Below are 26,448 nucleotides of genomic sequence, written 5' to 3'. Positions count from 1 at the left end.
TTTATTTGATTTTTTGTATTGTTAATTTGAAAATTAATGTATATTGCTAATTAGATGATTTCTTACCAATATCTAATACTAATTTAACTCAAATATCTTATGAGATCAATTCTTCTATTATCCTTTTTCATGTTTGGAATGTTGGCGTATTCACAAACGACAATTAAAGGGAATGTGGTGGACCAAAATAATGATCCAGTTCCTGGTGCCAATATTGTAATTGTAGGCAAAGCCATTGGTACGGTAACAGATTTTGATGGAAATTTCTTATTGAACACAAGTGAGAATCCTCCATTTACCTTAAATATTACCAGTATTGGATTTGTGGCTTCCACAGCCAACATCACTCAAAGCAATCAAACTATTTCGGTCACCTTAAATGAAGCGCAAACAAGTTTGGACGAGGTGGTTATTTCTGCTTCTAGAACGCCTGAGCGTATTTTTGAATCTCCCGTTACCGTGGAAAGATTTGGACTAAGGGATATTCAGAGTACAGCCTCGGCCGATTTCTATGATGGCTTGGAGAATTTGAAGGGAGTGGACATCAATACCAATAGTTTAACATTTAAGGCTATTAATACAAGGGGTTTTGCCACTTTTGCCAACACTCGTTTTATGCAGTTGGTAGATGGTATGGACAACTCAACCCCAGCCCTTAACTTCCCAATGGGTAATCTTATTGGGATGATAGAAACGGATGTGCTCAGTGTTGAATTGCTTCCAGGAGCTTCCTCTGCCCTATATGGGGCAAATGCCTTTAACGGAATACTGTTTATGCGAAGTAAAAGTCCTTTTGATTACACAGGGATAAGTGCCTATGCCAAAAAGGGGATTACCTCGCAGGAAGCGGCGGGTGATAATGCTTATACCGATTTTGGTATTAGAGCTGCCCATAAGTTTAGTGATAAGTTTGCGGGAAAAGTCAATTTCTCCTATTTAAGAGGAACGGATTGGGCTGCAAATAATGAAATGGGAAAAGCCGGTGGCGGAGCCACTAGGGCTTCAACCGACTATGATGGTATAAATGTCTATGGGGATGAGGTATCCGAAAATATGCAGGTGGTGGCCGCCAAATTAGTTGAAGCGGGTCTTTTAAATCCGGCTGCAGTGCCGTTGATTCCTTCGCAAGTAATAAGTAGGACTGGATATAATGAAGGCGATCTTACCGATTATAAGGCGGAAAGTGTAAAAGCGGATTGGGGTCTTTATTATCGTCCTTTTGAGGATGATTTTGAAATAGCCTATGTGGGAAAGGTAGGAAAGGGAAATACCATTTATCAAGGTACCAATAGGTATAATATTGATGGCTTTTTTATGCAGCAGCATAAATTGGAAATTAAAAATGACAACTTCTTTGTGAGGGGATATTTTAATGAAGATAAGGCCGGGGATTCCTATGACATGGTTTTTACCGGGGTAAATATCAATGAAATTTGGAAGGATAGAAGTACTTGGTTTGGTCAGTATGTGGGTACCTATGTAGGAGCCGTTTCCCAAAATGTTCCTGCCGAACAGGCGCATATACTAGCCAGGCAAGCTGCCGATACAGGACGTTTCCTTCCGGGGACACCAGAATTTGAGAGTGCTTTTAATAGGGTAATCAATGACCCGGACCTAACTACAGGGTCTAAGTTTCAGGATAATTCCAAATTTTATCATGCCGATGCCAATTACAATTTTAGCCATTTAATAGATTTTGCCGAAATCCAGTTAGGTGGGGCCTATAGGCAATACAAATTAAATTCTTCCGGAACTATTTATACGGATGCCGACGGACCTATTACCTATTCTGAGTATGGACTTTATACGCAAGTGCAAAAGAAGTTTATGGAGGATGACCGTCTTAAGTTAACAGCTTCCTTACGTTATGACAAATCCGAACTGTTCGATGGGTTTTTCTCTCCAAGAGTGTCTTTGGGGTATACGGCCGGTGAAAGTGGTAATCACAATTTAAGGGCTTCCTATCAGACCGGGTTCAGGAACCCCACCACCCAGGATTTATATATTGGATTGAATGCAGGTAGAGGTATATTGGTAGGTAGTGCCCCGGACAATCCTGCCAGGGACGTTAGGACTTTTGATCTAAGTCCGACAGGAACGGCCATAATAGGAAGTCCAACCCTCGACTTTAGTGGGGAAGGGATTTATAACAACTCTTTTACGGCAAGTTCAGCTGTGGCATTTGCGGCAAGTAGAAATCCGGCTGACTTGGTCATAGCAAATCCGGATTTTGTAAAACCGGAACAGGTTACCTCCTATGAGGTGGGATATCGCGGAAAATTAAATAAAGTTACCTTGGATGTTAGCGCCTATTACAGCGCCTATAAGGACTTCCTTTCAGGTCAAAACGTGGTAGTGCCCTTTTATGGAGACGTGCAACTTACCCAAACGGTGCCTACTCCAGGTGGGCCATTACCTGCAGCCATAGTAGCATTGGGAAGTGGCGATTTTCAAGGATATCAATCCTACACTAATACGGACGCCAAAGTAAATTCTTATGGTGCCGCTCTTGGAGTTGATGTGAAAATTTGGGGCAATTATGACCTTGGAATGAACTATACCTATGCTAAATTGGATTTTGACCAAGAGGATGATCCTGATTTCATGACCAGTTTTAATACTCCCGAACATAAGGTGAAGGCTTCTTTCGGAAATACGGCCATAGTTAAAAATTTTGGATTCAATGTGGCTTGGAGATGGAGCGACACCTATTTATGGGAAGCTACCTTTGGTAACGGACAAATTCCGGCCTACCATGTAGTGGATGCGCAAATAAGTTATAATGCACCAAGTATAAAATCGGCATTTAAACTGGGTGCTTCCAATGTATTGGGAGATGAATATTACACTGCCTTTGGAACAGGATATATTGGATCCCAATATTACGTTTCCTGGACCATTAATCCATAACATATAGTAATATAAAGGATATAATTTAAAGAAAAATGGCGTCAAATTATTTGACGCCATTTTTCTTGGTAAAAAAAGGATAAAAGTAGTTTCCATTTTAAGAAGGAAAACATATCTTTGCAGCCTTAAAAACAAAGCGGTAAGTCGCGCTGTTTTTATTTTAAAGATAACAGTAAAACGTAAATACTCAAGTAATGTCTAAAGTTACAGGTAAAGTTTCTCAAATCATCGGCCCGGTAGTTGATGTTGAATTTCAGTCCGGAACGGACCTTCCCAGAATTTATGATTCTTTGGAAATTGTCAACAAGGATGGTTCCAAGTTGATTTTGGAAGTACAGTCACATGTTGGTGAAAATACGGTCAGGACTATTTCTATGGATTCAACAGATGGTCTAAGTAGGGGAGTCGGTGTAGAGGCAACAGGAAGCGCAATCCAGATGCCGATAGGCGATGCTGTTTACGGGCGTCTATTTAATGTAATTGGCGACGCTATAGATGGTCTTGGAGATTTGCCAAAAGCCGGTAAAGACGGTCTTCCAATCCACAGGGATGCGCCCAAATTTGAGGATTTATCTACTTCTACGGAAGTTTTGTTTACTGGAATTAAAGTAATTGATTTGATCGAGCCTTATGCAAAGGGTGGTAAGATTGGTTTATTCGGTGGTGCGGGTGTTGGTAAAACAGTACTTATCCAGGAATTGATCAACAACATTGCAAAAGGTCATGGTGGACTTTCTGTTTTCGCCGGGGTAGGTGAGCGTACTCGTGAGGGGAACGATTTACTTCGTGAAATGTTGGAGTCCGGAATTATAAAATATGGTGATGATTTCTTGCATTCTATGGAAGAAGGCGGATGGGATCTATCCAAAGTTGATAAAAAAGTAATGAAGGATTCCAAAGCGACATTCGTTTTTGGACAAATGAACGAACCTCCTGGTGCCCGTGCCCGTGTAGCCTTGTCCGGATTGACCATTGCAGAATATTTCCGTGATGGTGCAGGTGAAGGTCAGGGAAAAGACGTTCTTTTCTTCGTAGATAATATATTCCGTTTTACGCAAGCCGGTTCGGAAGTATCGGCCCTATTGGGACGTATGCCGTCAGCGGTAGGTTACCAACCAACTTTGGCAACGGAGATGGGTGCTATGCAAGAGCGTATTACATCAACCAAAAGAGGCTCCATTACATCGGTACAGGCGGTTTACGTACCTGCGGATGATTTAACGGATCCAGCTCCGGCAACAACATTTGCCCACTTGGATGCTACTACGGTATTATCCCGTAAAATTGCGGAATTGGGAATTTACCCTGCGGTGGATCCATTGGATTCAACTTCAAGGATTTTGACTGCCGAGATATTGGGGAAAGATCATTATGCCTGTGCCCAAAGGGTAAAGGAGTTATTGCAACGATATAAGGAACTTCAGGATATTATTGCCATCCTAGGTATGGAGGAATTATCCGAAGAGGATAAATTGGCCGTAGGTAGGGCAAGACGTGTACAGCGTTTCCTATCCCAGCCGTTCCACGTAGCTGAGCAATTTACCGGTATCCCAGGAGTTTTGGTAGATATTAAGGAGACTATTAAAGGGTTTAATATGATTATGGATGGGGAATTGGATCATCTTCCAGAATCTGCATTTAACCTTAAAGGTACCATTGAAGAGGCTATTGAAGCTGGAGAGAAAATGCTTGCTGAAGCGTAAATGAGTAGGTAGTAATCAGTGATCGATTGACAGGATCCGATTGAATACTGAGTGCTGAATACTGAATACTAAAATAATATGTATCTAGAAATTGTATCGCCAGAGGCTACTTTGTTTGCCGGAGAAGTTACTGCAGTAACCGTTCCTGGAATTGATGGTGAATTTCAAATGTTGAACAACCACGCCCCTATCGTTTCCCTATTGCAGGAAGGAAAGGTAAGGATAAAAGGAAATGTTGTGCTGGAAGAGGCTTATGAGAACAAGTTCTCCAAAGCTCCCAATGGGGATACTATCCTGGCCATAAACAGTGGTACTGTTGAAATGAAGAACAATAAAGTTATTGTATTGGCAGATTAAGAAAATTTGATGCCAATAAAAAATAAGCAAAAAGCCATACGTTTCGTATGGCTTTTGTCGTTTTAAAGCAGATGGCTAAAGGCAAAATTATTATATCGGAAGGAGTTAGGCCCCTGTGGCAAACCCTAGTGGCTGCGGTCTTTTATACGGTGACCTTTATTTTACTGGCCATGTTCTTGTTTGGTTATGGGATATTTCCGGAGAATGGAATGGATAACAGGTGGAATTTTGGGGTGTTCTATCTTGCCGTTGCCTGCGCGTCCCAAGGCATTTTATTTTCGAGTGTAAAAAGTATTTTTTTCGATCTGGAGAATCGCAATTATAAGGAAGAATATCGTGTGGGTCCCTGTGCTGTTGGTAGATGGAAAGCCCTTCCCGCCATAGAATATGTATCCGTCTTTAGACAATTAAAGGCCAATGGCACCCATACTTATGAGGTAAATTTGTGGGTAAAAGGGAATAAAAGCTTTACCATTTATGAAACGAATGATATGGCCATTACATTTGCCATGGGCGAAAGCACCGCAAAGGCATTAAAAGTAAATCTATTGGATGCAACGGTGCCCAATAACTACAAGTGGATCAATTTTTAGAGGCCTTGTTAAAGGATTAGTTTTTAAACTGGATGGTGCGTTGCGATTTAGAACTTTGAACGGCTGCTTCCAGAATTTCCATGGTAATCATATTGTTCTCCAAGGAATAGGGATCGTAAGAACCAAGGGTAGTTTCCCCTCTTATCACCGAGGCAAACAAGGCAAAGGGTTCATCATAGGGGGCCTCCCTTTCCGCAAGTTTAAAAGCCTCTTCCTTATAGCCGCCATAGCCTTCAGCAATCCTAACTCTCAGATCATGGCGGTTATCGGCATAAATAGCACCTTTTACTCCATAGATCTCCATATCCTTGCGTCCAATGGGCCAATTCCATGAAGGTTCCAAAATGGCCATGGCACTGTCATAGGTAAGTATTATGGTTGCATCATCATCTACTTTGGGGTTGTTTTCGGGTTGTAACTGTTGGGTTACCGCGGTAACCGAATTGGGTCTTTTACCCTGTTGTAACCAGGTCATGAGGTTGGCACCGTAGCATCCGAAATCCATGATGGCCCCACCCCCATTGAGTTTGGGGTCGGTTAGGAATTTCAAAAATTCGGCACTTACCCCAATATTTTTGGGCCCTTTATGTCCATCGCGTACAATAACTTTTCTAAGTTCGCCTACTGTGCCTTCTTGCAGAAGTTCATAGGCCTTTAGATTGGTAGGATACCAGGAGGTCTCATAATTGGTGAGTAGATGAATCTTATGTTTTTTGGCCAGCGCTTCCATTTTTTTGGCATGTTCCAAGTTAACAGCCAAAGGTTTTTCCACCATAACGTGGATACCTTTTGGGGCACAGGTCTCTACGATGGACAAATGATCGTATATATTTCCAAAGCCTGCCACGGCTTCGGGTTTTACGGCGGCAATCATCTCTTCCATGGTATTGAACACCATTTCCATGGGAAAGCCGTGACTCTTGGAAAGTCGCTGTGCCAGATCGCGATCGGTCTCTACGATGCCTACCATAATCACATCATCCTTAGCCTCCCTGCTTAAAATCCAGCCAACATGCCCATGGGAAAGGCCTACAACTCCCAATTTTATTGGTTTTTCCTGCGCAAAAACGTTTGTAAGCGTCAAAAAAATAACACAAAAGGAAAGTATAAACGTGTTTTTCATGATTATTCAAATATTAAGGGACCGCAGTAAATAGGAGTGCAGTGGTCTTTGAAAGATACTATATTTTTAAATACAAGATGTTCAGCCCACTGGAGATAGCTCATTAATAATAACCTCCACTATGGTTCCTTCCGTAGCTTTTCTGTGCGCTGCAATATGTTCACTGGCATTGTGGTTTAGCCACAATTCCCTACTTGCCCAATTTTCATAAAAGAAAAAACGGTCGGGATTTTCATTGTCCTGGTGCAGATCGTAGTTTAGACAGCCATCTTCTTTTAAAGTAGGTGGAATAAGTTTTAATAAGGCTTGTTTTACAAATTCCCTTTTATCCGGTTTGGCCAAAATACTGGCGGTAATGGTCAATTGCTTGTTGCTCATTTTTAATTTGAATTTAATTCTTTAAATATATGGAACTTCCAGGGGAGGCGAAAGTCAATTCGTATTCTTTGGTAGTCAATGCTTGAATTGTCCATAGGACATTTAGGCATTTGTGTCCCTTACCCATTCGGGGTGCAGGGCCATGGCCAAGGACCTAGTCTAAAATGCCCCTTTTGCGTTATTTTGTGTGGCATTTAACTTTTCGCCGGGCATTTCGCCCCTTACATTATGATATTCCGTTTTTATTAATCCCGCTTCTTTAAGATACCAATCCTTGGTTAGGTTTTCAGGGATGTTGTCGCCTGTTTCCATCATCCATTCTTTCAAAACCCTTCTCAAATCCATGAGATTCCGATTGTATTCTGGCGTAGATGCCACATTGAGCAATTGCAAGGGATCCCGACGGTAATCATATAGCTCTTCATTTGGCCTCGGTACTATAAACACATCGGCTTGTGCCGAAGAAAGTCCTCCTTGGTCCCTGAGCATTTCCAAATCCTTAAAGGACGGACTGCCTACGGCATCAGCTGGCCCGTTTTGTGGCTTCAAGGGTCTCGAGTTTAATATGTACATATAATCTTTATTTCTTACCATACGTTCGTGAGCTTCATAATCGTGCCAATTATGCTCGGCAAAGACATAGTTGCGAAAGGGCTGGTCAGGTTTTGTTAAAAGACGGTCGAAACTATGGCCCTGAAATTGTTTGGGAATAGTAACGCCTGCCAATGTCAATAGTGTTGGGGCAATATCTACGGCACTTATGAGGCTTTTGTTGCTGGCATTTTTATTTTTTATTGCCTTGGGCCAATGCATAACGAAGGGAGTTTTCATACCCCGATCATTGACCCTGGTTTTGCTGTGTGGAAATGGCCGTCCATTATCGGACATAATAATCAAAAGGGTATTGTTTAGTTGTTTTTGTGTTTTTAGTTCCTTGACAACCTCACCAATGTAAAAATCGAATCTTTTAATTTCGTCATAATATTTGGCCAAATCAGATTTGGTTTCGGCTCCATTGGACAGATAAAATGGGGCTTCCAGATCATCGGGGCGGTGTGTACCACTAAATTCATTGGGTCCCCAATCCCTGTGGGCGTCATGGGATGCGAACCACATAAAAAAAGGTTTGTTCTTTGGTCTTTTCTTTAAGGAGTTTACCCAACTTTCTTCGCCTCCATCCCCATTTTCATTACGATGCTCGTACATCATATCAAATCCACGTCGGGCATAAGGTCCCATATGGAACTTGCCGGCCAGGACGGAATAATAGTTATTGTTCCTCAATAATTCAGGAAAGGATAACATATCCAAAGGGGGAGTGGTGTGTAATTCGGCAGCTCCCGTATTATGGGGATATCGGCCGGTAATTATGGAATTTCTACTTGGGCTGCACGAGCTTGCCGTTAAATAGAAATTATCAAACTTTAATCCGTCTTTTGCCAGTTGATCAATATTGGGAGTCTTAACCTGTGCGTTCCCGTAACAACCAAAGTCGTCCCAGCTAACATCATCGGCTATAAACACAATGATATTCGGTTTTGCATTTTGTGCATCCACTGTACTGTAACAGAACAGAAGTAAGGAGATTAGAAAAAATAATTGTTTCATTTTAAGAAGGATGGTTTAAGGGACAGGTTAAAGGAAGCTATTCCATAGAATATTCAACGTTCGGGTTAAAAATATATAAAAACGATCAATTAGGATAAATTCAGTTATCTTTTAGTAGGAACGTACATAGAGATTGTATTAGTTGTGGCCAGTGGAGTCTATATTTTTAAGTGTTTCCATTAAGCGAACGCCAAGGTTATCGATATTCATGTTGTTTTTGTGAAATGCAGATAGGTTGGAAAGAATAATTACCCCATTTTTGTTCGAAATATCCAGTAGTATATTGGATCTATAGCCCCCTGTTCCGCCGCTATGCATGATCCATTCCTTCCCTATATTATTTTCAATGGCCCAACCCAATCCCATTGCGGCCTTGTTTTCCTGTAGGGCAAAGGTGGGTTTTCTGGTCAAGGCCAAGGCTTGGTCGGACCCATTTAATTGTGCTTGCGCAAATTTTGATAGGTCGGCTACCGATGATAAAATTCCACCGGCTCCTACCAAGACATTCAAATCCCAGTTTGGGGTTTCTTGGCCATTTGCATCAAGACCTTTGATCAACTGTCCCCTGATACGAGTTCTGTTTGTTGTAGTATGGCCCATATGGTATTTTGTGCAGATTTTGGTCTGGAGTAGGTTCTCGTAGGAGGTGCTATCTATTTTACTTAGAATATAGCCTAATAAACCTACCCCTAGGTTTGAATATTCGGATTTTTCTCCTGGATTTTGGTTCAGTTGTAGCTCTTTGGTTAAATATTGTTTTAACCTGTTTTCGTCATAATCCTTGTATGGATTCTGTAGGTCTACGGAATCCAACTGCAGGTTGGAGGGTAACCTAGGCAGCCCTGAGGTATGATTGGATAACTGTTTAAAGCTTATTTCTATATCATCCTTTAAGGGCCATTCCAAATAATCGTTGATATTATCATCCAGCCCCAATTGCCCGTTCACGACCAAATGGGCCAATAGGGTGGCTGTAAATACTTTGGAAATGGATCCAATTTCAAAAACGCCATCATGATTGTCAATAGAGAAAATGGTATCGTTTTTACGCTTAATTCCATAAAATTTAGTAGCCCCGCCCTTTATGATGGCAAAGGATAGCTGGGTGTTGTTTGGAAAATCTTTGGATTCGGAATAAATATGTTTCGATTGTATTTCCGAAATACTGTGTTCAAAATCTTTTTGACCATTAAAAGCTGCTTTTTCGTGGCTACATCCATAAGTTATAATGATTGGTAAAATTAGCCTAAGATAGTTTTTCATTATTATCATTTTTATGGATTAGTGTGGTGGCCCAAAATCTGGACGGGTTGGGATCAAGTTTTTTGGTTCTTAATACTATTGGTAGTTCGGTCGGCTGCTATTTTATTGGCACCGCCAAAGGGTATACTATCCCGAGGCTTGCCCTGAAAATTAAAGTTCGTTTCCTACGAATGCCTCGCGGGCCTGCCCCGAGGTAGTATACTTGTTCTTATGGCCGTTAAATAGACCCAGGCTATAAAAAATATTTGTAGCGGAATTCGGAACCAAAGATAGTTAATACCATTTCCGTTAAGTTCCCCGGTCTGGTAGTTGATGTTTTCCATGGCGGCTTTTATGTTGGCGGGAAGAACAAGAATAAAGAAGATGATCAGCAACCAAGCCGTACGGACTTTAAGTTTTGGAATCAGTAATCCTATCGCAAATAGAATTTCCATGACTCCGGTGATATATACCATTTCATTTTTCATGGGTATAAATTCCGGCATCATGGCGCCCATACCCTGGGGAAACATAAAATGTCCCAAGGAAGTAAACAACAACATTATGGCCATGGCAATTCGTCCGGCCAATGGCCATTGTATTTTTTTCGACCTAAGATATAGGATAGATAGGGTTGCAACAAACGAGACAAGAAGTACTAATAAAGGCTTCATGCTTGGTGAATATAATTAGGTTAGGAATGAATCCCACAACGGTAGATCAAGATAGGGAACATTCTCAAAATACCCTATTTTCAATTTACAGGTGTTGGTCTATTAAAATTTGGTTGCCATCGGGATCGGTCAGCATAATACTTGCGGGTCCGGATGTTTTTATGTCCGCCTCTTGGTCCAGCCTTAGGTTGTTGCTTTTTAAATGTGCCTGAATTTTTCTCACATCATCAAAGGAGGTTAGTGCAGTGGCATTTTCGTCCCAGCCAGGGTTAAAGGTGAGGATGTTATTAGGGAACATACCTTGGAACAGACCAAGAACTGCGTTGCCATTTTTCATGATCAGATAATTCATTGTTGGGTCGCCTGCAAACACGGTAAATCCAAGTTTTTCGTAAAATTCTTTGGAAATGGATAGGTCTTTTACGGCCAGACTGATTGAAAATGCTCCTAGTTTCATATGGGTTTTTTTATGTTGTTAATTGTTTGTTTACGTTTTTTAGGGGGGTGTGAAAATAATTTGTACTACAATACAAAATTATACTATCAGAAAATTCTCAACTAAGATATATTGTTGACTTGTTAATTTTGAGGATAAAATTTATTGTTTTAGTAGTTTTTAACATAAAATTTGATTTAATTTAAGAAAATTTTATATATTTAGCCAGTAAGTGTTAATCTTACATTTATTGCTGGTTTAGATAGCTTTTAAGTGGGAGCGGAATTATTTCGATTTGGACACACAGTTTTTAATTGAAAATTTTCACAAATATTTTTTAAAAAACCATTAGATGACATAGGATTTGATCTTGGTTTTTTTTTGGTTTTTGTTGTACCATACTAGAATCTGATTATGACAATAATTGTTTGAACAATGCTTTTAACTCAACTAACTTAACATTTAAAATTATGGAGAAAAAAAACTGGTTTTCTATTCCAAAAGAAATCATTCAAAAAAGGAAGCCTAAGAAGAAACTTATGGTTTTTATGATTGTGATGGCTCTGTGCGGTGTGCAGGCGTTCGCAAATCTTACAAGCATAGATGCCAATCCTGTCCTAGTTCAGCAAACTATTTCGGGAGTGGTATCTGATGCAAACGGACCATTACCTGGGGCCAGTATTGTAGTCAAAGGGACTACCAATGGAACGCAGACCGATTTTGATGGTAATTATTCCTTGTCCGGTGTATCTGATGATGCAGTACTAATATTCAGTTATATTGGTTATAAAACAGAGGAAATACCTTTAAACGGCCAATCTACTATTAATATTACCATGGAGGAAGATGCAAGTAAATTGGAGGAAGTGGTAGTTGTAGGGTATGGTACCCAAAAGAGGGCTACCGTTACAGGTTCTGTTTCGTCCGTAAAAGGGGAGGAATTGGTAAAATCTCCAGCGGTAAACCTTACCAATACCTTGTCCGGTAGGGTGGCTGGCTTGTTTGTTCAGCAATCGAGCGCGGAGCCCGGTTATGATAACGCCGCAATTAGGATTCGTGGAACAAATACCTATAATAATACTGGTGCTTTGGTTGTGGTTGATGGTATTCCCGATAGGGATGGGGGTCTAAGTAGAATAAACCCTGCCGATATTGAAAATATATCAGTACTAAAGGATGCTTCTGCCGCCATTTATGGAGCAAGGGCTGCAAACGGGGTTATTTTAATTACAACAAAGAGAGGAAAGACGGGGAAACCACAAATCACCTATTCTTCTAACCAAGGTTGGGCCAAACCTACTGTTATTCCCGATATGGCCAACGCTCAGCAGTATGCGGAATTGAGAAATGAATTGGAAATTTATAACCTTCCTGTAAATGAATGGGCTGGGGCAACTGCTGGGTTTAACTCTACAGGGACCTATACTAGGCCGGATGGTTCAACTAGAAATGCCATTTATTCTCCCGAGGATATTGCGCTTTTTGGAAATGGACAAGATCCTTGGGGCCACCCGAATACGGATTGGTTTGACGAGACTTTCAAAACAGCGGCCTCCCAAGAAAAACACACCATGCAACTTACGGGAGGAAGTGAAAATTTTAATTATTTTACTTCATTGGGATATTTGAAGCAGGATGCCTATTACAAGAATGCGGCCACTGGATATGAGCAATATGATATTCGTATAAATTTGGACGCTAAAATTAGTGAAGGTATCAAACTAAGTCTAGGGGTGTTGGCTAGGGAAGAATATCGATATTTTCCAACTGAAAGTGCGGGAGCTATTTTCAGAATGTTGACAAGGGGTAGGCCTACCGAGCCTGCATATTGGCCGAATGGTTTGCCAGGACCGGATATAGAAAACGGACAAAACCCGGTTGTCATAGCTACGAATGATACAGGTTATGATAAGGATAAACGGGATTACTTTCAGTCCAATGCTACCTTGGATATTAAAATTCCATGGGTAGACGGATTGTCGGTACAGACAACTGCTGCCATTGATAAAAGTTTTTCAAATAGAAAGGTTTGGAGGACTCCTTGGTATCTATATACTTGGGACGGAAATACGATGGGAGCGGATGGCCTACCAGATTTGGTAAGGGGTCAAAGGGGACCGGCAGAGCCAAACTTAAATCAATATACAGGTAATACCCTGAATATTTTATTGGGAGCCAATGCCACTTATCAACGCTCATTGGAAAACCATAATTTTCTAGTTTTGGCCGGGATAAGTAAAGAGACTGTGGAATACGAGGGCTTTAATGCTTATCGACGATATTTTATCTCACCTGCTATAGATGATTTGTTTGCTGGTGGTGACCTTCAAAAGGATAATGGTGGTTCTTCAGATAAATCTGCAAGGTTAAATTACTATGGTCGTGTATCATATGATTTTAAAGAAAAATATTTATTGGAGTTTTTATGGAGATATGACGGATCTTATTTGTTCCCAGAAGATACGAGATATGGGTTTTTTCCAGGTTTCTCTGCAGGATGGGTTGTTACCAAGGAAAATTTCTTGAGTGATTTGAACAATGATTCTTTTTTAAATTTCCTGAAATTCAGAGGTTCCTGGGGTCAATTGGGTAATGATAAATTTGACGATTCCGATTTCCCTGCCAATCAATATCTCGCTACCTACGGTTTTGGGAATTATGTTATTAATAATGGTGAAGTTACGACGATAAGTGAATCAAAGGTGCCCAATCCTGCTATAACATGGGAGGTGGCAACCAATATTAACGTTGGTCTGGATGCACGATTTTTACAAAATAGAATGAATCTAGAATTTGATTGGTTCCTTAATAAAAGAACGGATATTTTAACTACACCTTCCGCTTCCCTACCGGCCCTTTCAGGGATAACCCCTCCAAGACAGAATTTTGGGGAGGTTGAAAATAAAGGTTTTGATTTTATCTTGGGATATAATGGAAATGCAGGAGACTTTACTTATGGAATAAGTATAAACGGTGGTTATGCCAAAAACAAGATAATTTTTAACGATGAGGCCGAAGGCGCACCGGAATGGCAATTGGCAACAGGAAGGTCTATTCGCTCCAATTTGGTCTATGGTTATGATGGGGTATTTGCCACCCAAGCTGATATAGATGCTGAAACCTTAGACTATACAGCATTGGTCAATGTACTTAGACCAGGGGATATGAAACTGGTAGATTATAATGATGATGGTAAAATTACACCCGATGATCGTTATAGAACTGATAAAAATTCAGATCCAACCTTTCAGGGAGGTATCAATTTAACGGCTAGTTATAAGAATTTCGATTTCAGTTTACTTTTTCAAGGAGCCACGGGAGGGGAAGTATTCCTGAACTTTGGGGAGTCCGGTACTATAGGGAATTACACAACAAGTGTATACAATAATAGATGGACGGTGAATAATCCGAGTAGTGTTGATCCAAGGATTACCAACAGAGCTGATCAATATTACAGTAATGGTAATACCTATTGGAGACAAAACACCAATTATATGCGGGTGAAAAATCTTGAATTTGGGTATAATTTTCCAAAGGAAATGATTGGTCAAATTGGGTTGGAAAGATTTAGGTTCTATATAAACGGATCTAACCTGTTTACATTTACAAACTCATTGTTCGATCCAGAAGGACTTAGTTCTAGCGGTAGGGATTATCCTAATTCCAAAATACTAAGTGCAGGATTTTCCGTAACATTTTAAAATTATCAAAGTTAAAACTATGAAACAAAGAAATATATTATACGTATTGGCGATTACAACAATTGCTTTTGTGACTGGATGCAACGATGATTTCGTTAGCATTACTCCTCTAAGTGAGGTGTCCGAAGGGAGTGTTTGGACCGATGAAGGATTGGCCACAGCCGCAGTAACCGGGGTCTATAATGGGCTAGGCGCTGGTGGTTTGGATGAACAAATGTTGGCTTCTTTAACGGATGAAGCCCTATTTACCCATACTGGAAGGTCAATTAATACGGTAAATGAATCCCGTACCAATTCAAATGATACCGGTTGGATCAATAATACCCATGAATGGAACAATATGTACCGGTATATCAGGGCTGCCAATCTTGCTATTCAAAAACTGAATGAAGGAGGTTTGGAAAACACCGATTTAAGAGATCGTTTGTTAGGGGAAGCCCTGTATCTTAGAGCTTATTACTATCATCAATTGGTAAGATTTTACGGTGGGGTACCAATTTCCGAGGAACCTTTTGAGTTGGATTCGGATTTTAATATCCCAAGAAACACTTTTGAGGAATGCGTTAATTTTATAGTGTCCGATTGTGAAATGGCGTTTGGATTACTCAATGGAAAAAGTATGGATTCAGGAAGGGCTAATGCTGCTACGGCACTTGCTCTTAAAGCTCGTATCCTATTATATGCAGCAAGTGATTTATACGATAACTCCACGGCCTCTGGGAATTCCTCTTTAATTGGGAGTTATTCCAATCCAGAGTTAATTGGTTATACTTCTGGAAGTCAACAGGATAGATGGACAAAGGCCAAAAATGCAGCCAAAGCGGCCATGGATTATTCCAATGCCGGCTATAAGTTTGGGTTGACCGCCCCCGTTTCGTTGGAGGAGGGAGAACAAAATTACCTGGATATTTCATTGGCTAGAAATGGAGGTGAATCCGATATTATTTGGGAAAGACAATATGTGGAAGCTAGGGGCCCTGGACGTAGAATAGGTCTTTTTAATGGCCCTAATGGCTACCATAACTGGGCAGGGAACGCCCCTTTACAAAATTTGATAGATGCTTACGGAATGAGTGATGGCTCTGAATTTGACTGGGATAACCCCGATCATAGCAGTATGCCTTACACCGATCGTGAACCTAGGTTTTATGCTACCATTCTTTACGATGGTGCTGATTGGAAACCGAGACCGTCAGATGTTGCGGATCGCGACCCGGCCAATCAGATACAAACTGGGCAATACGAAATTATTGGAACCGATGGTGAGGTTACTACCCACTTTGGCCTAGATACACGCCAAGGTCCAATTGAAGATTGGAACGGAACACGTACCGGATATTATTTCAAGAAATTTGTGGAACCAGATCCAGGATTTGTGGACCAAACAGATTTTCAAACCATTCCTTGGCCGTTTTTTAGGTATACCGAACTTGTGCTGAATTATGTTGAAGCCGTCTTAGAAGCCGATGGTGATGAGGCAGAAGCCAAAGCTTGGTTGAACCAAATACGCTATAGGGTAGGATTGCCTGCTATTACGGCTTCTGGAGAGGATTTAATGGAAGCCTATAGGAATGAAAGAAGGTTGGAACTCGCCTATGAGGAGCATCGATATCACGACGCTAGACGATGGATGATTGCGCCTACAACCCTAGGAGCTCCGGCCGGGATTATTCAGATTACCGGAACATTGAAACCTGGAGCCAATGTAACAAAATATAAATATGACCCGGATAATTATGATTATTCCTATATACCCGGAGTGGTAGATCCCGGTTTTGAAAACCGACTATGGTTGGATAAAAACTATTTTAGGCCAATCAGGGAAAATGAATTGAACGCGAATACTAGTTTGGTTCAAAATCCCGGTTATGAATAAATTAAAGTAGTAATATTAAAAGACCCAACGTTGGTTGTTCGACATTGGGTCTTTTTTTATTTCAAAAATTAACCTATTTTAAAGAATTGTATGGCAGTTATTGGCCAATAAGTGCATTTAACTGTTTGGTACACCGAAACGGGCATACACAGATCACAATAAAATTGTATAAAATGAATAAATTTCTACGGGCAAGTTTATTACTCACACTAGTGCTTACTAGTTGTACCGAGGACTACAAGTTGTCCGGACTAAATTCTGAACAACAGTCAATTTTTACGAAGTTGACAAAAACGGATACTGGTATAGACTTTACCAATGAATTAATTGAAAACATGAAGTTTAATGGTTTGCAATATGAATACTATTATAATGGAAGTGGACTGGCAGTAGCAGATTTTAATAATGACGGATTGAAGGATATATTCTTTGTATCCACATTGCAACAACATAAATTGTTTTTAAATGAGGGTAATTTAAAGTTTAAGGATGTTTCCAATATGACGGGCATACTGTTGCGTCAAAGATTTTCTGGAGGAATTACCATAGTGGATATAAATGGCGATGGATGGATGGATATCTATATTTCCAATTCGGGGAAATACAATGATGAAGAAAAAAGGAAAAATAAACTCTATATAAATATGGGGGCAAAAAATAAGGAGAGAATCCCCACTTTTAGTGAACAAGCTGATAAATATGGGTTGGATTTAACAGATTGTTCAACGCAGGCGGTATTTTTCGACTATGATAGGGATGGGGACCTGGACATGTACCAGTTGAACCATTCTCCAACGACATATCCGGAAAATATAACAATTGCCGCCTTGGCCAATATGGATGGCGGTGTTGCCAATGATAGATTATTGAGAAACGACAATAATTTTTTTAAGGATGTAAGCAAGGAGGCGGGAATTGTTCATAGTCGCCTGGATTACGGACTGGGAGTGGCAGTGGGTGATATTAACAATGACGGTTGGCCAGATCTTTATGTGTCCAACGACTATTCCGGAAAAGACCATATGTATATAAACAATGCCAATGGTACTTTCTCGGATAGGATTCTGGAAGCAACCAATCATATCTCGTTTTTCGCCATGGGCAATGACATGGCCGATATTAATAACGATGGTTGGATGGATATAATGACTGTGGATATGATGGGCGAAAGTAGCTATGATATAAAGACCAGTATGAGTGGAATGAATCCAAAAAAGTTTTATGAGGCCTTGGATGCAGGACTACATCACCAATATATGTACAATACGCTTCAAATTAATTCAGGGTATTTAAATGAAAACAACGTTCCCATTTTTTCAGACATAGCGCAACTTGCCGGGGTATCCAAAACAGATTGGAGCTGGGCACCCCTGTTTTTTGACATGGATAATGACGGACTTAAAGACCTATTTGTGTCCAATGGGATCAAACGGGATTTTCGGAACAATGACTTTGTAAATTATGTCAACAAAAAACAGGATTCAATTATAAATAATCAGGCTTTTGATCCGCAAAAATATATTACGGATATTTTGGATAAAATGCCTGTAAGGAAAAAGGAGAACTATTTTTTTAGGAATAAGGGCGATTTTGAATTTGCCAAGATGAATGGGACTTGGGGAGATGGAACTATGACCAGTTCCAATGGGGCTGTCTATGCCGACCTCGACAATGATGGTGATCTTGAGATTGTTGTAAATAATACCGATGACGAAGCCTTTATATTAAAGAACAATTCCAGGGAATTGGGATTGGGACACTATTTGTCATTTAAGCTTAAGGGTCCATTAGGGAATAGGGATGGTATTGGAACTAAAATTGTGGTTAGTGCTGGGGATAGCAGGCAGGTCCAGGAACTTTATTTCACACGGGGTTTTATGTCCTCAATGGCCAGGGAATTACATTTTGGATTAGGGAATTCCCCAGAAGCCAATGTGGAAATTATATGGCCTGACGGAAGGCAACAGCTATTGAACAATGTGGACACCGATCAACTTCTTGTGTTGGATTATGCCAATTCCAAGTCCAGTACCGTAAAGGAGGACGCCAATATGAACCAGCCCATTTTTAGTAAAAACACGGAGGATCCATTGCCCTTTCTCCATGTGGAAAACGAATTTGACGATTATGGGAGGGAGAGCTTACTTCCCCATAAAATGTCGCAGGAAGGACCCTCCCTAGTGGTAGGGGACATAAATGGGGATGGTTTGGACGATGTACATATTGGAGGTGCCACTGGCTTTCCGGGCGTTTTGTTTGTACAAAACGAGGATGGAAGTTTTACTAAAACCAATGTGGACCTGCTAAATCGGGATTCAGGATTTGAGGACGTTGCTTCAGAATTTTTGGATGTGGATGGCGATAATGACTTGGATTTATATGTGGTTAGCGGGGGTAATGAATATGATCAGGGAAATCCGTTGTTACAGGATAGGTTGTATATAAACAATGGCATGGGGCAGTTTAATAATTTGGCAGACGGTCTCCCCAAAAATGCAATAAGCGGCTCTTGCATCAAGGCAGTGGATTATGATAATGATGGGGATTTGGATATGTTTGTTGGAGGTCGGCAGGTCCCTGGGAAGTATCCAGCACCTGCAAAAAGTTACCTATTGCAAAACAATAGTAAAGAGGGAAAAATTGTCTTTGATGAGGTACCTATTCTAGATGGCCAAAATTTAGGGATGGTCACGGCAGCCGTATGGGTAGATATTAACAATGATTCGTACATGGACCTGTTGGTAACAGGAGAATGGATGCCTGTTAGGATTTTTGAGAATGTGGAAGGCAAGCGTTTTGTGGAGAATACAAAAAAATATGGATTGGAAAACACCAATGGCTGGTGGTATAGTTTGGCCGTCGCCGATTTTGATAGCGATGGGGATATGGATATCATAGGAGGTAATTTGGGGCTAAATTACAAATATCGTGCTGCAGCGGATGCCCCTTTTGAGGTGTTTGCAGATGACTTTGATCAGTCTGGCAGTAATGATATTGTCCTAGGATATTATGATGAAGATAAATTGGTACCTTTAAGAGGCCGACAGTGTTCTTCGGAGCAGTTACCATTTATAAAGGAAAAATTTCCAACCTATGATTCCTTTGGCAAGGCAGCCATAGGGGATATTTTTGAAGAGGAGCAGTTGGAAAAGTCGACCCATTTAAGGGCATATACTTTTGCAACCACTTATTTTGAAAACCAGGGAGGTACATTTGTAATGAAGAAGTTTGAAAATGCGGCACAAATGTCGGCGGTAAAGGACATACTAATACAAGATTTTGACATGGATGGTTTAGAGGATGTACTTCTGGTAGGCAATTTATATACCTCTGAGGTGGAAACTCCGAGAAATGATGCGGCTTACGGCCTTGTTTTAAAGGGTGATGGGCAAGGCAATTTTAGAGCCATGCCGGCAAGGGAAAGCGGTCTCATGGTGCGGGGCGAGGTTAAAAATGCAAAAATGCTTACTATAAAAGGAAGCAGAAATATAATTTTTGCCAAAAACGATGAGGCATTGGAGGTGTTTAGCGTGGGCAGTAGGTAAATGGCAGAGGTGATGGCTATAGTTTTTAAAGGATTGTAGTTTTATTATAGGCCTACGTCCATATACACCTTACTTATGGATTATTTTTCTTAAAGAATTTCCAAAAGGGGTTTCCAGGACAACGGCGTATACCCCAGAGGGCAGGGCGGAGATATTGAAGGGAAGGGTATAGGTGGATGCTCCTCTATCTTTTTTGGACGCCATAAGGGCGTTGTTGGCAAAGTTGAAGATTTTGATATTGATATTTCCCCGTTCGGAAAGGGTTATGTCGACAACGAACTCTCCACTATTCGGATTGGGTTACATAATAATATTCACCCTTTACGGTTTCCCGCAAAGTTATGACCACTTAATACTATTTCTTTGTGAAGGCATACACATACTTTTAGAGCATATCCAATTCCAAATAAAATGGTTGTATGGTTCAAAGTTTATAACAATTCATTTCAACAAAAAGATTTAGTAAATTAGACCTATACTGGGATATAAGGACTAGTTATTATATCCATATGTTTATGCACAAGTTGACTTCACCAACGAAAATCGTGCTTTCGTCAAAGTTCTTGGATTTTTAAAAAAGAAAACTGGAACTGAAAAATATTGTAGAATTACTACTCAAAAGGAATTACAAAACGTGCGAAAAAGAAAACTGAATTAAGGCCTGCCCAAAGCCAGTTTTTACACAAGTTCTTCCTCTAAAAACCTTCATTTGTTCCATTTTGCAGATATGATTCCCTAGTATGCAGAATATATTTTATTAAGAACATAATATGATAGAGATTTGAATAAAAATTAAATTATTCAATTATGAAAACACATTTTAAACAATACAGAAAATGGTTAACAATTTTTACAATGAGTATTCTTTTGGTACTAACAATTATGGTGTCGTGTAGTAAAAATGATGACGTATCAATTGGTGCTGTCTCAAACAATGATGCAAAATTATTTGGAGAATTCGAATTACTTGACCTAATGATTGTTAACAGTCAAAATGGTAGTCCCCAAAAAGAGGGGAATTTAATTATTTTGGGAAATGAATTAGTTCTTAAAGACAATGACTCTTTTATTTCTGTAACTGAAATGAACGAAGATGTTCAACAAGGCATCTGGCAGTCAAAAAACGACAAACTTATTCTTATGTTTGAGAATGGTATGGAGTTTAATTTTAAAATATTGGAAATAAAGGATGATGCAATAGAATTAGAACAAGAATTCGAAGCAAAAGAAAACTATTCCAGTGGTAATATCTACTATACGTTTATTAAGGAATAGTTATCCAATTTATTTTACAAATTTAAATGATATGGTTGTGGCGTAATGAACATAACCATATCTATTTTATATATTGGCTACTGATTATGAAAAAGGAAGTTAAATTTTTTATATACTTAATCATTTGGACATTAGTACCTTTCGTAATAACATTTTTTATTTGGGCTTATCAATTTGCAGTATTTAACCCTGTTGTAGAAACTCAAGTTGTAAGCTACTTCGAAATCTTCTTAAGAAACATTTTGATTAGCACAACAACGACTTTGATTGGTGCTTTAGGTTTCTACATAACCTTTAAATATATCACACCTTCAATACTGAACAAAAGGAAAATGGGACTTATCGTTTTAACTTTTGTTATTTTACTGGCTTTTCCTTTTCTGTTCATACATCTTTTGAGTTATGTATTCGATGCGGTTTATTGGTTTTTAGAACTTTTTATCATTTACTCGTATATAATTCTCATTCCCTTTTCCATACTTGGTGCACTATTACAAGTTTATCAGTACTCGCAAACAAAAAACAGAGAAAAAGCAGAACTTGAAAGTCAAAATATACAAACAGAGTTAGCGCTTCTAAAAGCAAAAATTGACCCTCACTTTTTATTCAACACAATAAATAACATTGATGTTTTAATAGAAAACAACCCAAAGGAAGCTTCAAGATATTTAAAGAAGCTAGGTAAAATATTAAGGTTCACTTTGTATCAAACAAAAGAGGATAAAATTCTTTTAGCCGATGAAATAAATTATCTCAATGAATATATTGAACTTCAAAAAATAAGGTCTACCAATCCCAAATTTATCGAGTTTCATATAAAAGGTAATTCTGATAATTTGTGGATTGCACCAATGGTCTTTATAACATTTGTTGAGAACGCCTTCAAATTTGTTTTGGATAAAAAAATTGATAATTCAATTCAAATAAAAATTAATATTTCGGCAAATGATATTACTTTTAGTTGCAAGAACACTTTTGACAACAAAGCCTTAAAAGATTTGAAGAAAGATGGAATCGGACTTTCGACAATAAAGAAAAGGCTGAATTTGATTTATAAAAATAATTATGAATTGAAAATCAATACTATAAAGAATCAATTTGTCGTTATATTAAAAATTAAACCTTAATGATTAATTGCATTATAATAGAAGATGAACCACTAGCATTGGAACGCACAAAGAGTTATGTGTCAAATGTGCCGTATTTAAACTTGCTAAATTCTTTTAATAACGGAATAGATGCAATTGCATTTATAAACAACAATAAAATTGATCTTATCTTTTTGGATATTGAAATGGACGGACTTTCCGGTATTGAACTGTTAGATGCTCTGATTAAGCCACCAAAAGTAATTATAACTACTGCTTACGAAAAATATGCCATTAAAGGCTACGAATTGAATATTTCTGATTATTTACTTAAACCTTTTAGTTTTCCAAGGTTTCTACAAGCTGTCAAAAAGGTTGGTTATGAAACAAGACAGAACATACTTGACAAAAAGAATCACCTATTTGTAAAAACCGAATACCGTTTGGAAAAAATAGCTTTTAGTGATATTCTTTTCATAGAGGGAATGCGTGACTACAGAAATATTCAAACTATGGATAAAAAGATTTTGACCCTTGAAACCTTCACAGAGTTGGAAAAGATATTGCCGAAAGATAGATTTTGTAGAGTTCATAAATCATTTATGGTGTCAATCGATAAAATAGAATTTGTTGAAAGGAGTAGAATTAAAATAAATGACAAACGTATACCGATAAGTGAAACCTACAAAAATGAATTCTTTGACCTAATTGGATTTCCAAATAAAAAATTATAAAAACTGTGTAGTAGGCAATTGAAAAAAAACGAAATGTCGATAACAAAAGAATCAGAATTAATCGGAATGAAAAAAGTTAGTGAAGTTGTTGGTACTACACTAAAACTAATGAGAGAATATGCTAAAGTTGGTTTGTCAACTAAAGAACTGGACGAATATGGTGGTGAGATTTTAAGTACAAATGCAGCTTGATTAATCAATTAGCTGAACTTGGCTATACAATTACACCAATAGAAGTAAATTAAAAACTAACGCTAATAACTAAGTCTTCGTGTGGCCGGTACTACCTGTCCCGTGAATTCTGCAGGATCCAAACATGAAGACCGTGTTGACTGATCCGGGTCCGTCACATGGTCGGGGATAAAAATGATACGTATGAAAAGAGCTCAAAGCGAACATTCGTAAAGCCTTAGTGTAAGCTCCCCCTAGTTAGAACTGCTTAGTTTTCTAAAACTCCATTAAAGTTATTGTTTTTAATTCTTTTGGGGCTAGCCCCAAAAGAATTAAGTTCCGCGTATTTTACGGGCGGTATTTTACCCAAGGCATCGTGGGGCCTATGATGGTTGTAATCTTTCATCCAGATCTGTGTCTGTTCCCTTACTTGGTGGATATCCTCAAAAATGTACTTGTTAAGAACCCCTCTTCGATAGGTCCCGTTGAACCTTTCCACAAAAGCATTTTGGGTCGGTTTTCCGGGTTGGATATATTTGAATTCTATTCCGTGCATCTGGCTCCAATCATTGGTTATGTGGGCAATGAACTCAGGGCCATTATCCATTCTTATCTTCTTCGGCTTACCTTTCCTGTTGATAAGATGGTTGAGTACCCAGACAATGCGGTTGCTGGTCAAGGAGAAGTCAACTTCGATATGGAGTGCTTCCCGATTGAAATCATCGATGACGTTAAATGACCTGAAGCGTCTCTTGTTCTCCAGAACATCGGTCACAAAATCCATACTCCATGTATGGTTGAGCTCATCCGGAACCTCCAAGGGCTCTTTTACCCTTGCCGGCAAACGTTTCTTGACTTTTCTTCTCAAAGGCAATCCAAGGGATTTGTAGACACGGTGTACCCGTTTATGGTTCCATGGCTTCCCTTCATTGCGCAAACGCTCGTAGGCCTTCCAAAAGCCTTCCTCTGAATGTTCCCTTGCTTTTTGCCGAAGGGCTTCTTCTATATCCGTATCGTCCTTTGGCAAAGGTTTATAATAATAGACGCTCTTGCTCATATTTAGGACACGGCACGCCCTGCTGATGCCGTAATGAACAAGTTCTTTGGTAATGCTGCGCTTACGGCAAGGCTTCAGAGCTTTTTTTCAATAATCTCCTTGGCCATTTGATGGTCCAGCGCCAGGTTGGCATACATCTGTTTAAGCTTACGGTTCTCTTCCTCCAGTTCCTTTATACGCTTAAGCTCCTTACCGCTCATTCCGGCATACTTGGAGCGCCACTTGTAAAAAGCGGCCGAACTCACACCGTGTTCACGGGTTATATCCGCAACGGTCTTGCCATTATCGAACTCTTTTAAAATCTTCGCGATCTGCGTGGGTGAAAATCTACTCTTCCTCATAATACTGTTTAAAATTAAGATTATTATTCTACTTTTAAACAGTTCGGTTTTAAGGGAAGCTTACAAACCTAATACTGTGCACGTGATATTATTAAGGTATTGGAATTATTAAGTAAGCAGTGAAAAGTATAAACTTGAAGGAATACCTGAAGATTGTGTTAGAGTATTACAGTATATGTCAATGTGTAGACTGAATAGGAAAAGCCAGCAGGTAATAACTAAAAATCAGTGAAGACGGTACTAAAAGTCTATTAGAATTGAATTAGCCAAAATAAGAAAACCGCAGTTGTCTAAACCAGCCTCAGTTTTCCTAGCTATGCGGATTGTTAAACCTTAGGATACTACGGTTTAAAGTGCCATGCATTTCGGACCAATTGTGCCATTCTCAAAAAATAGAAACTAGAAACATCCCAAATTACGGTTTCCCGCAACTTACTTCTCAAGGAATTGTTTTTCTTTAGTTCCACAAAGAAATGTGCAAACCAATGACACCGAAACCCCATAGAATAGGGTAGGGATCAGTTGAGCTATAAGCCCCCTAAATAAATCACCAGCCTATCTAAAAAGATTTACTAAATTAGTTCTATAAGAGGAATATAAACACTAGTTGCTATATACAATTGTTGGCAACAAGCTCAAAAGCAGATGAAAAAATATTATTATTTCTTAACTCTATTCATATTCATTTCCTGTAATTCAAAGACGGACGGAGTAAAATCTGGAACTTTTGAATTGTATGAAAATGATACTCTAATTGGATATATCTATAGAGTTGGACATTATCAGATTGAAGATTATCCTGAAAATGTTGAACTAATAGCGCGAATTGACCATCAAACGGACTCAACTTATTTCCTCAAAGGAATTGAAAAAAAACAGAACGGAATTGACTCAATAATCTGGCTCAACTATTACAGAGAAATAGCCCAAAACAAGTATAAAATTGTAGCAACACCGTATAATTCTGATATTGAATATAAATACGAAGGAGTTTTATTAAAAGTAAGTAATGAGGTAAAAGGAGAGTATCTAAAAAGATTGAGATTGCTCAATGAGAAATAAAAGCCAGTTGCCAACAAAACCTAAACGTAATGCGGACTTTAAGGCTAAATCGTAAGGTCTGTGTATATTTATAATGTCGCTAAATCTTATGAATTTAGCTTTGAAACAAAAAAAGAAAAAGCAAAACAATAAGCTTTAGCTACGTCGGCAGACGGAAACGAAAAGTTTCCTTGCCTCCGCACTACGCTTAGCCGAACCGTTGGCAAACATTAGAAAATGGAAAACATAATTAAAATCGTATCTGATTTAGGTATTTTCGCTATTGCCGCATTTTTTATTAAAAAATTAATAGAAAACTCAGCAAATAAAAGATTAGAAGAATTTAAAAGCACCTTGTCTTTAATCCAATCAAAACAAACAGTTCTCCATAATAAAAGACTAGAAATTATTGAAAAACTATATGGATACATAGTTGACTTGAACTCCTCAATGTATAATTTAACCAATCCGGTGTATCCATCCGAGCAACTACACTAGTTATTGATCTTCATATTCTGTAGTGAATTCAATATCTTTTCCTTCCGCTCTTGCCCGGAGCACCATTTGTTGTATGTTTTCGGGAAGGTTGTCCAGG

General features: G+C 39.1%; 19 protein-coding genes and 2 pseudogenes. 13 read left to right on the top strand and 8 right to left on the bottom strand.

The window, feature by feature from the left end; translation table 11 throughout:
- Positions 1–99: 99 nt before the first annotated feature.
- From QSE00_RS14100 to QSE00_RS14085, 4 genes are all read left to right on the top strand, one after another.
- A complete protein-coding gene (locus QSE00_RS14100) occupies positions 100–2,910 on the top strand; it encodes a TonB-dependent receptor (protein ID WP_110354462.1) in 2,811 nt (936 codons plus the stop codon).
- 194 nt (positions 2,911–3,104) lie between these two features.
- Positions 3,105–4,613 (top strand): F0F1 ATP synthase subunit beta, encoded by a 1,509-nt coding sequence (atpD, locus tag QSE00_RS14095; protein WP_110354463.1) that lies wholly within the window; start codon positions 3,105–3,107, stop codon positions 4,611–4,613.
- A 78-nt stretch (positions 4,614–4,691) separates the two neighbouring features.
- The gene (locus QSE00_RS14090) at positions 4,692–4,970 is read left to right on the top strand and encodes a F0F1 ATP synthase subunit epsilon (protein ID WP_110354464.1); all 279 of its coding nucleotides are present in this window, start codon (positions 4,692–4,694) and stop codon (positions 4,968–4,970) included.
- Between the two features lie 71 nt (positions 4,971–5,041).
- The gene (locus QSE00_RS14085) at positions 5,042–5,563 is read left to right on the top strand and encodes a hypothetical protein (RefSeq protein ID WP_286106444.1); all 522 of its coding nucleotides are present in this window, start codon (positions 5,042–5,044) and stop codon (positions 5,561–5,563) included.
- A 16-nt stretch (positions 5,564–5,579) separates the two neighbouring features.
- Here the strand turns inward: QSE00_RS14085 and QSE00_RS14080 are convergent, their stop codons facing one another.
- From QSE00_RS14080 to QSE00_RS14055, 6 genes are all read right to left on the bottom strand, one after another.
- Complete coding sequence (locus QSE00_RS14080) at positions 5,580–6,686, bottom strand: Gfo/Idh/MocA family protein (RefSeq protein ID WP_286106443.1); 1,107 nt, start codon at positions 6,684–6,686, stop codon at positions 5,580–5,582.
- 81 nt (positions 6,687–6,767) lie between these two features.
- Positions 6,768–7,064, bottom strand: coding sequence for a putative quinol monooxygenase (locus QSE00_RS14075; RefSeq protein ID WP_110354467.1), 297 nt, complete (start codon positions 7,062–7,064; stop codon positions 6,768–6,770).
- Between the two features lie 159 nt (positions 7,065–7,223).
- Entirely contained in the window at positions 7,224–8,672 is a 1,449-nt protein-coding gene (locus QSE00_RS14070) for a sulfatase family protein (RefSeq protein ID WP_286106442.1), read from the bottom strand.
- A gap of 138 nt (positions 8,673–8,810) precedes the next feature.
- Entirely contained in the window at positions 8,811–9,935 is a 1,125-nt protein-coding gene (locus QSE00_RS14065; RefSeq protein WP_286106441.1) for a serine hydrolase domain-containing protein, read from the bottom strand.
- A gap of 164 nt (positions 9,936–10,099) precedes the next feature.
- Positions 10,100–10,588 carry a DoxX family protein gene (locus QSE00_RS14060; protein WP_286106440.1) on the bottom strand — a complete coding sequence of 163 codons (489 nt, stop codon included), beginning with the start codon at positions 10,586–10,588 and terminating at the stop codon, positions 10,100–10,102.
- Positions 10,589–10,673: 85 nt separating this feature from the next.
- Positions 10,674–11,045, bottom strand: coding sequence for a VOC family protein (locus tag QSE00_RS14055; protein ID WP_110354471.1), 372 nt, complete (start codon positions 11,043–11,045; stop codon positions 10,674–10,676).
- A gap of 449 nt (positions 11,046–11,494) precedes the next feature.
- Here QSE00_RS14055 and QSE00_RS14050 point away from each other — a divergent pair, with 449 nt between their 5' ends.
- From QSE00_RS14050 to QSE00_RS14040, 3 genes are all read left to right on the top strand, one after another.
- Positions 11,495–14,725, top strand: coding sequence for a SusC/RagA family TonB-linked outer membrane protein (locus QSE00_RS14050; protein ID WP_286106439.1), 3,231 nt, complete (start codon positions 11,495–11,497; stop codon positions 14,723–14,725).
- A gap of 19 nt (positions 14,726–14,744) precedes the next feature.
- On the top strand, positions 14,745–16,601 hold the full coding sequence (locus QSE00_RS14045) for a RagB/SusD family nutrient uptake outer membrane protein (protein WP_110354472.1): 1,857 nt from the start codon (positions 14,745–14,747) through the stop codon (positions 16,599–16,601).
- Between the two features lie 173 nt (positions 16,602–16,774).
- Entirely contained in the window at positions 16,775–20,146 is a 3,372-nt protein-coding gene (locus tag QSE00_RS14040; protein ID WP_286106438.1) for a VCBS repeat-containing protein, read from the top strand.
- A gap of 69 nt (positions 20,147–20,215) precedes the next feature.
- Here the strand turns inward: QSE00_RS14040 and QSE00_RS14035 are convergent.
- Positions 20,216–20,434, bottom strand: a pseudogene (locus tag QSE00_RS14035) (hypothetical protein); the annotation flags it as partial.
- Between the two features lie 519 nt (positions 20,435–20,953).
- On the opposite strand from QSE00_RS14035, the gene QSE00_RS14030 reads away from it, so the two are divergent.
- The 4 genes and pseudogenes from QSE00_RS14030 to QSE00_RS14015 form a co-directional block, all read left to right on the top strand.
- Positions 20,954–21,421 (top strand): hypothetical protein, encoded by a 468-nt coding sequence (locus QSE00_RS14030; protein WP_286106437.1) that lies wholly within the window; start codon positions 20,954–20,956, stop codon positions 21,419–21,421.
- A gap of 86 nt (positions 21,422–21,507) precedes the next feature.
- Positions 21,508–22,548, top strand: a complete 1,041-nt coding sequence (locus QSE00_RS14025) for a sensor histidine kinase (RefSeq protein WP_286106436.1) — start codon at positions 21,508–21,510, stop codon at positions 22,546–22,548.
- Positions 22,548–23,243: a LytR/AlgR family response regulator transcription factor gene (locus QSE00_RS14020; protein ID WP_286106435.1), complete on the top strand. Its 696-nt coding sequence runs from the start codon at positions 22,548–22,550 to the stop codon at positions 23,241–23,243. The genes QSE00_RS14025 and QSE00_RS14020 overlap by 1 nt, the downstream gene beginning before the upstream one ends.
- 33 nt (positions 23,244–23,276) lie before the next feature.
- Positions 23,277–23,432: pseudogene (locus QSE00_RS14015) on the top strand (type I methionyl aminopeptidase); the annotation flags it as partial.
- A 250-nt stretch (positions 23,433–23,682) separates the two neighbouring features.
- Here QSE00_RS14015 and QSE00_RS14010 read toward each other — a convergent pair.
- A protein-coding gene (locus QSE00_RS14010; protein WP_286106434.1) for an IS3 family transposase occupies positions 23,683–24,812 on the bottom strand; the annotation gives its coding sequence in 2 pieces (ribosomal slippage) (positions 23,683–24,551 and positions 24,551–24,812; 1,131 coding nt in all).
- 645 nt (positions 24,813–25,457) lie between these two features.
- Between QSE00_RS14010 and QSE00_RS14005 the strand changes: the two genes are divergently transcribed.
- Positions 25,458–25,874, top strand: a complete 417-nt coding sequence (locus QSE00_RS14005; RefSeq protein WP_286106433.1) for a hypothetical protein — start codon at positions 25,458–25,460, stop codon at positions 25,872–25,874.
- A 216-nt stretch (positions 25,875–26,090) separates the two neighbouring features.
- On the top strand, positions 26,091–26,351 hold the full coding sequence (locus QSE00_RS14000) for a hypothetical protein (RefSeq protein ID WP_286106432.1): 261 nt from the start codon (positions 26,091–26,093) through the stop codon (positions 26,349–26,351).
- Positions 26,352–26,448 lie beyond the last annotated feature (97 nt).

The organism is Arenibacter flavimaris, assembly GCF_030291335.1.
In the GTDB taxonomy this organism is placed as follows: Bacteria; Bacteroidota; Bacteroidia; order Flavobacteriales; family Flavobacteriaceae; genus Arenibacter.
The sequence above is the reverse complement of the archived record's forward strand: the minus strand, read 5'-3'. Positions and strand labels throughout refer to the sequence as shown.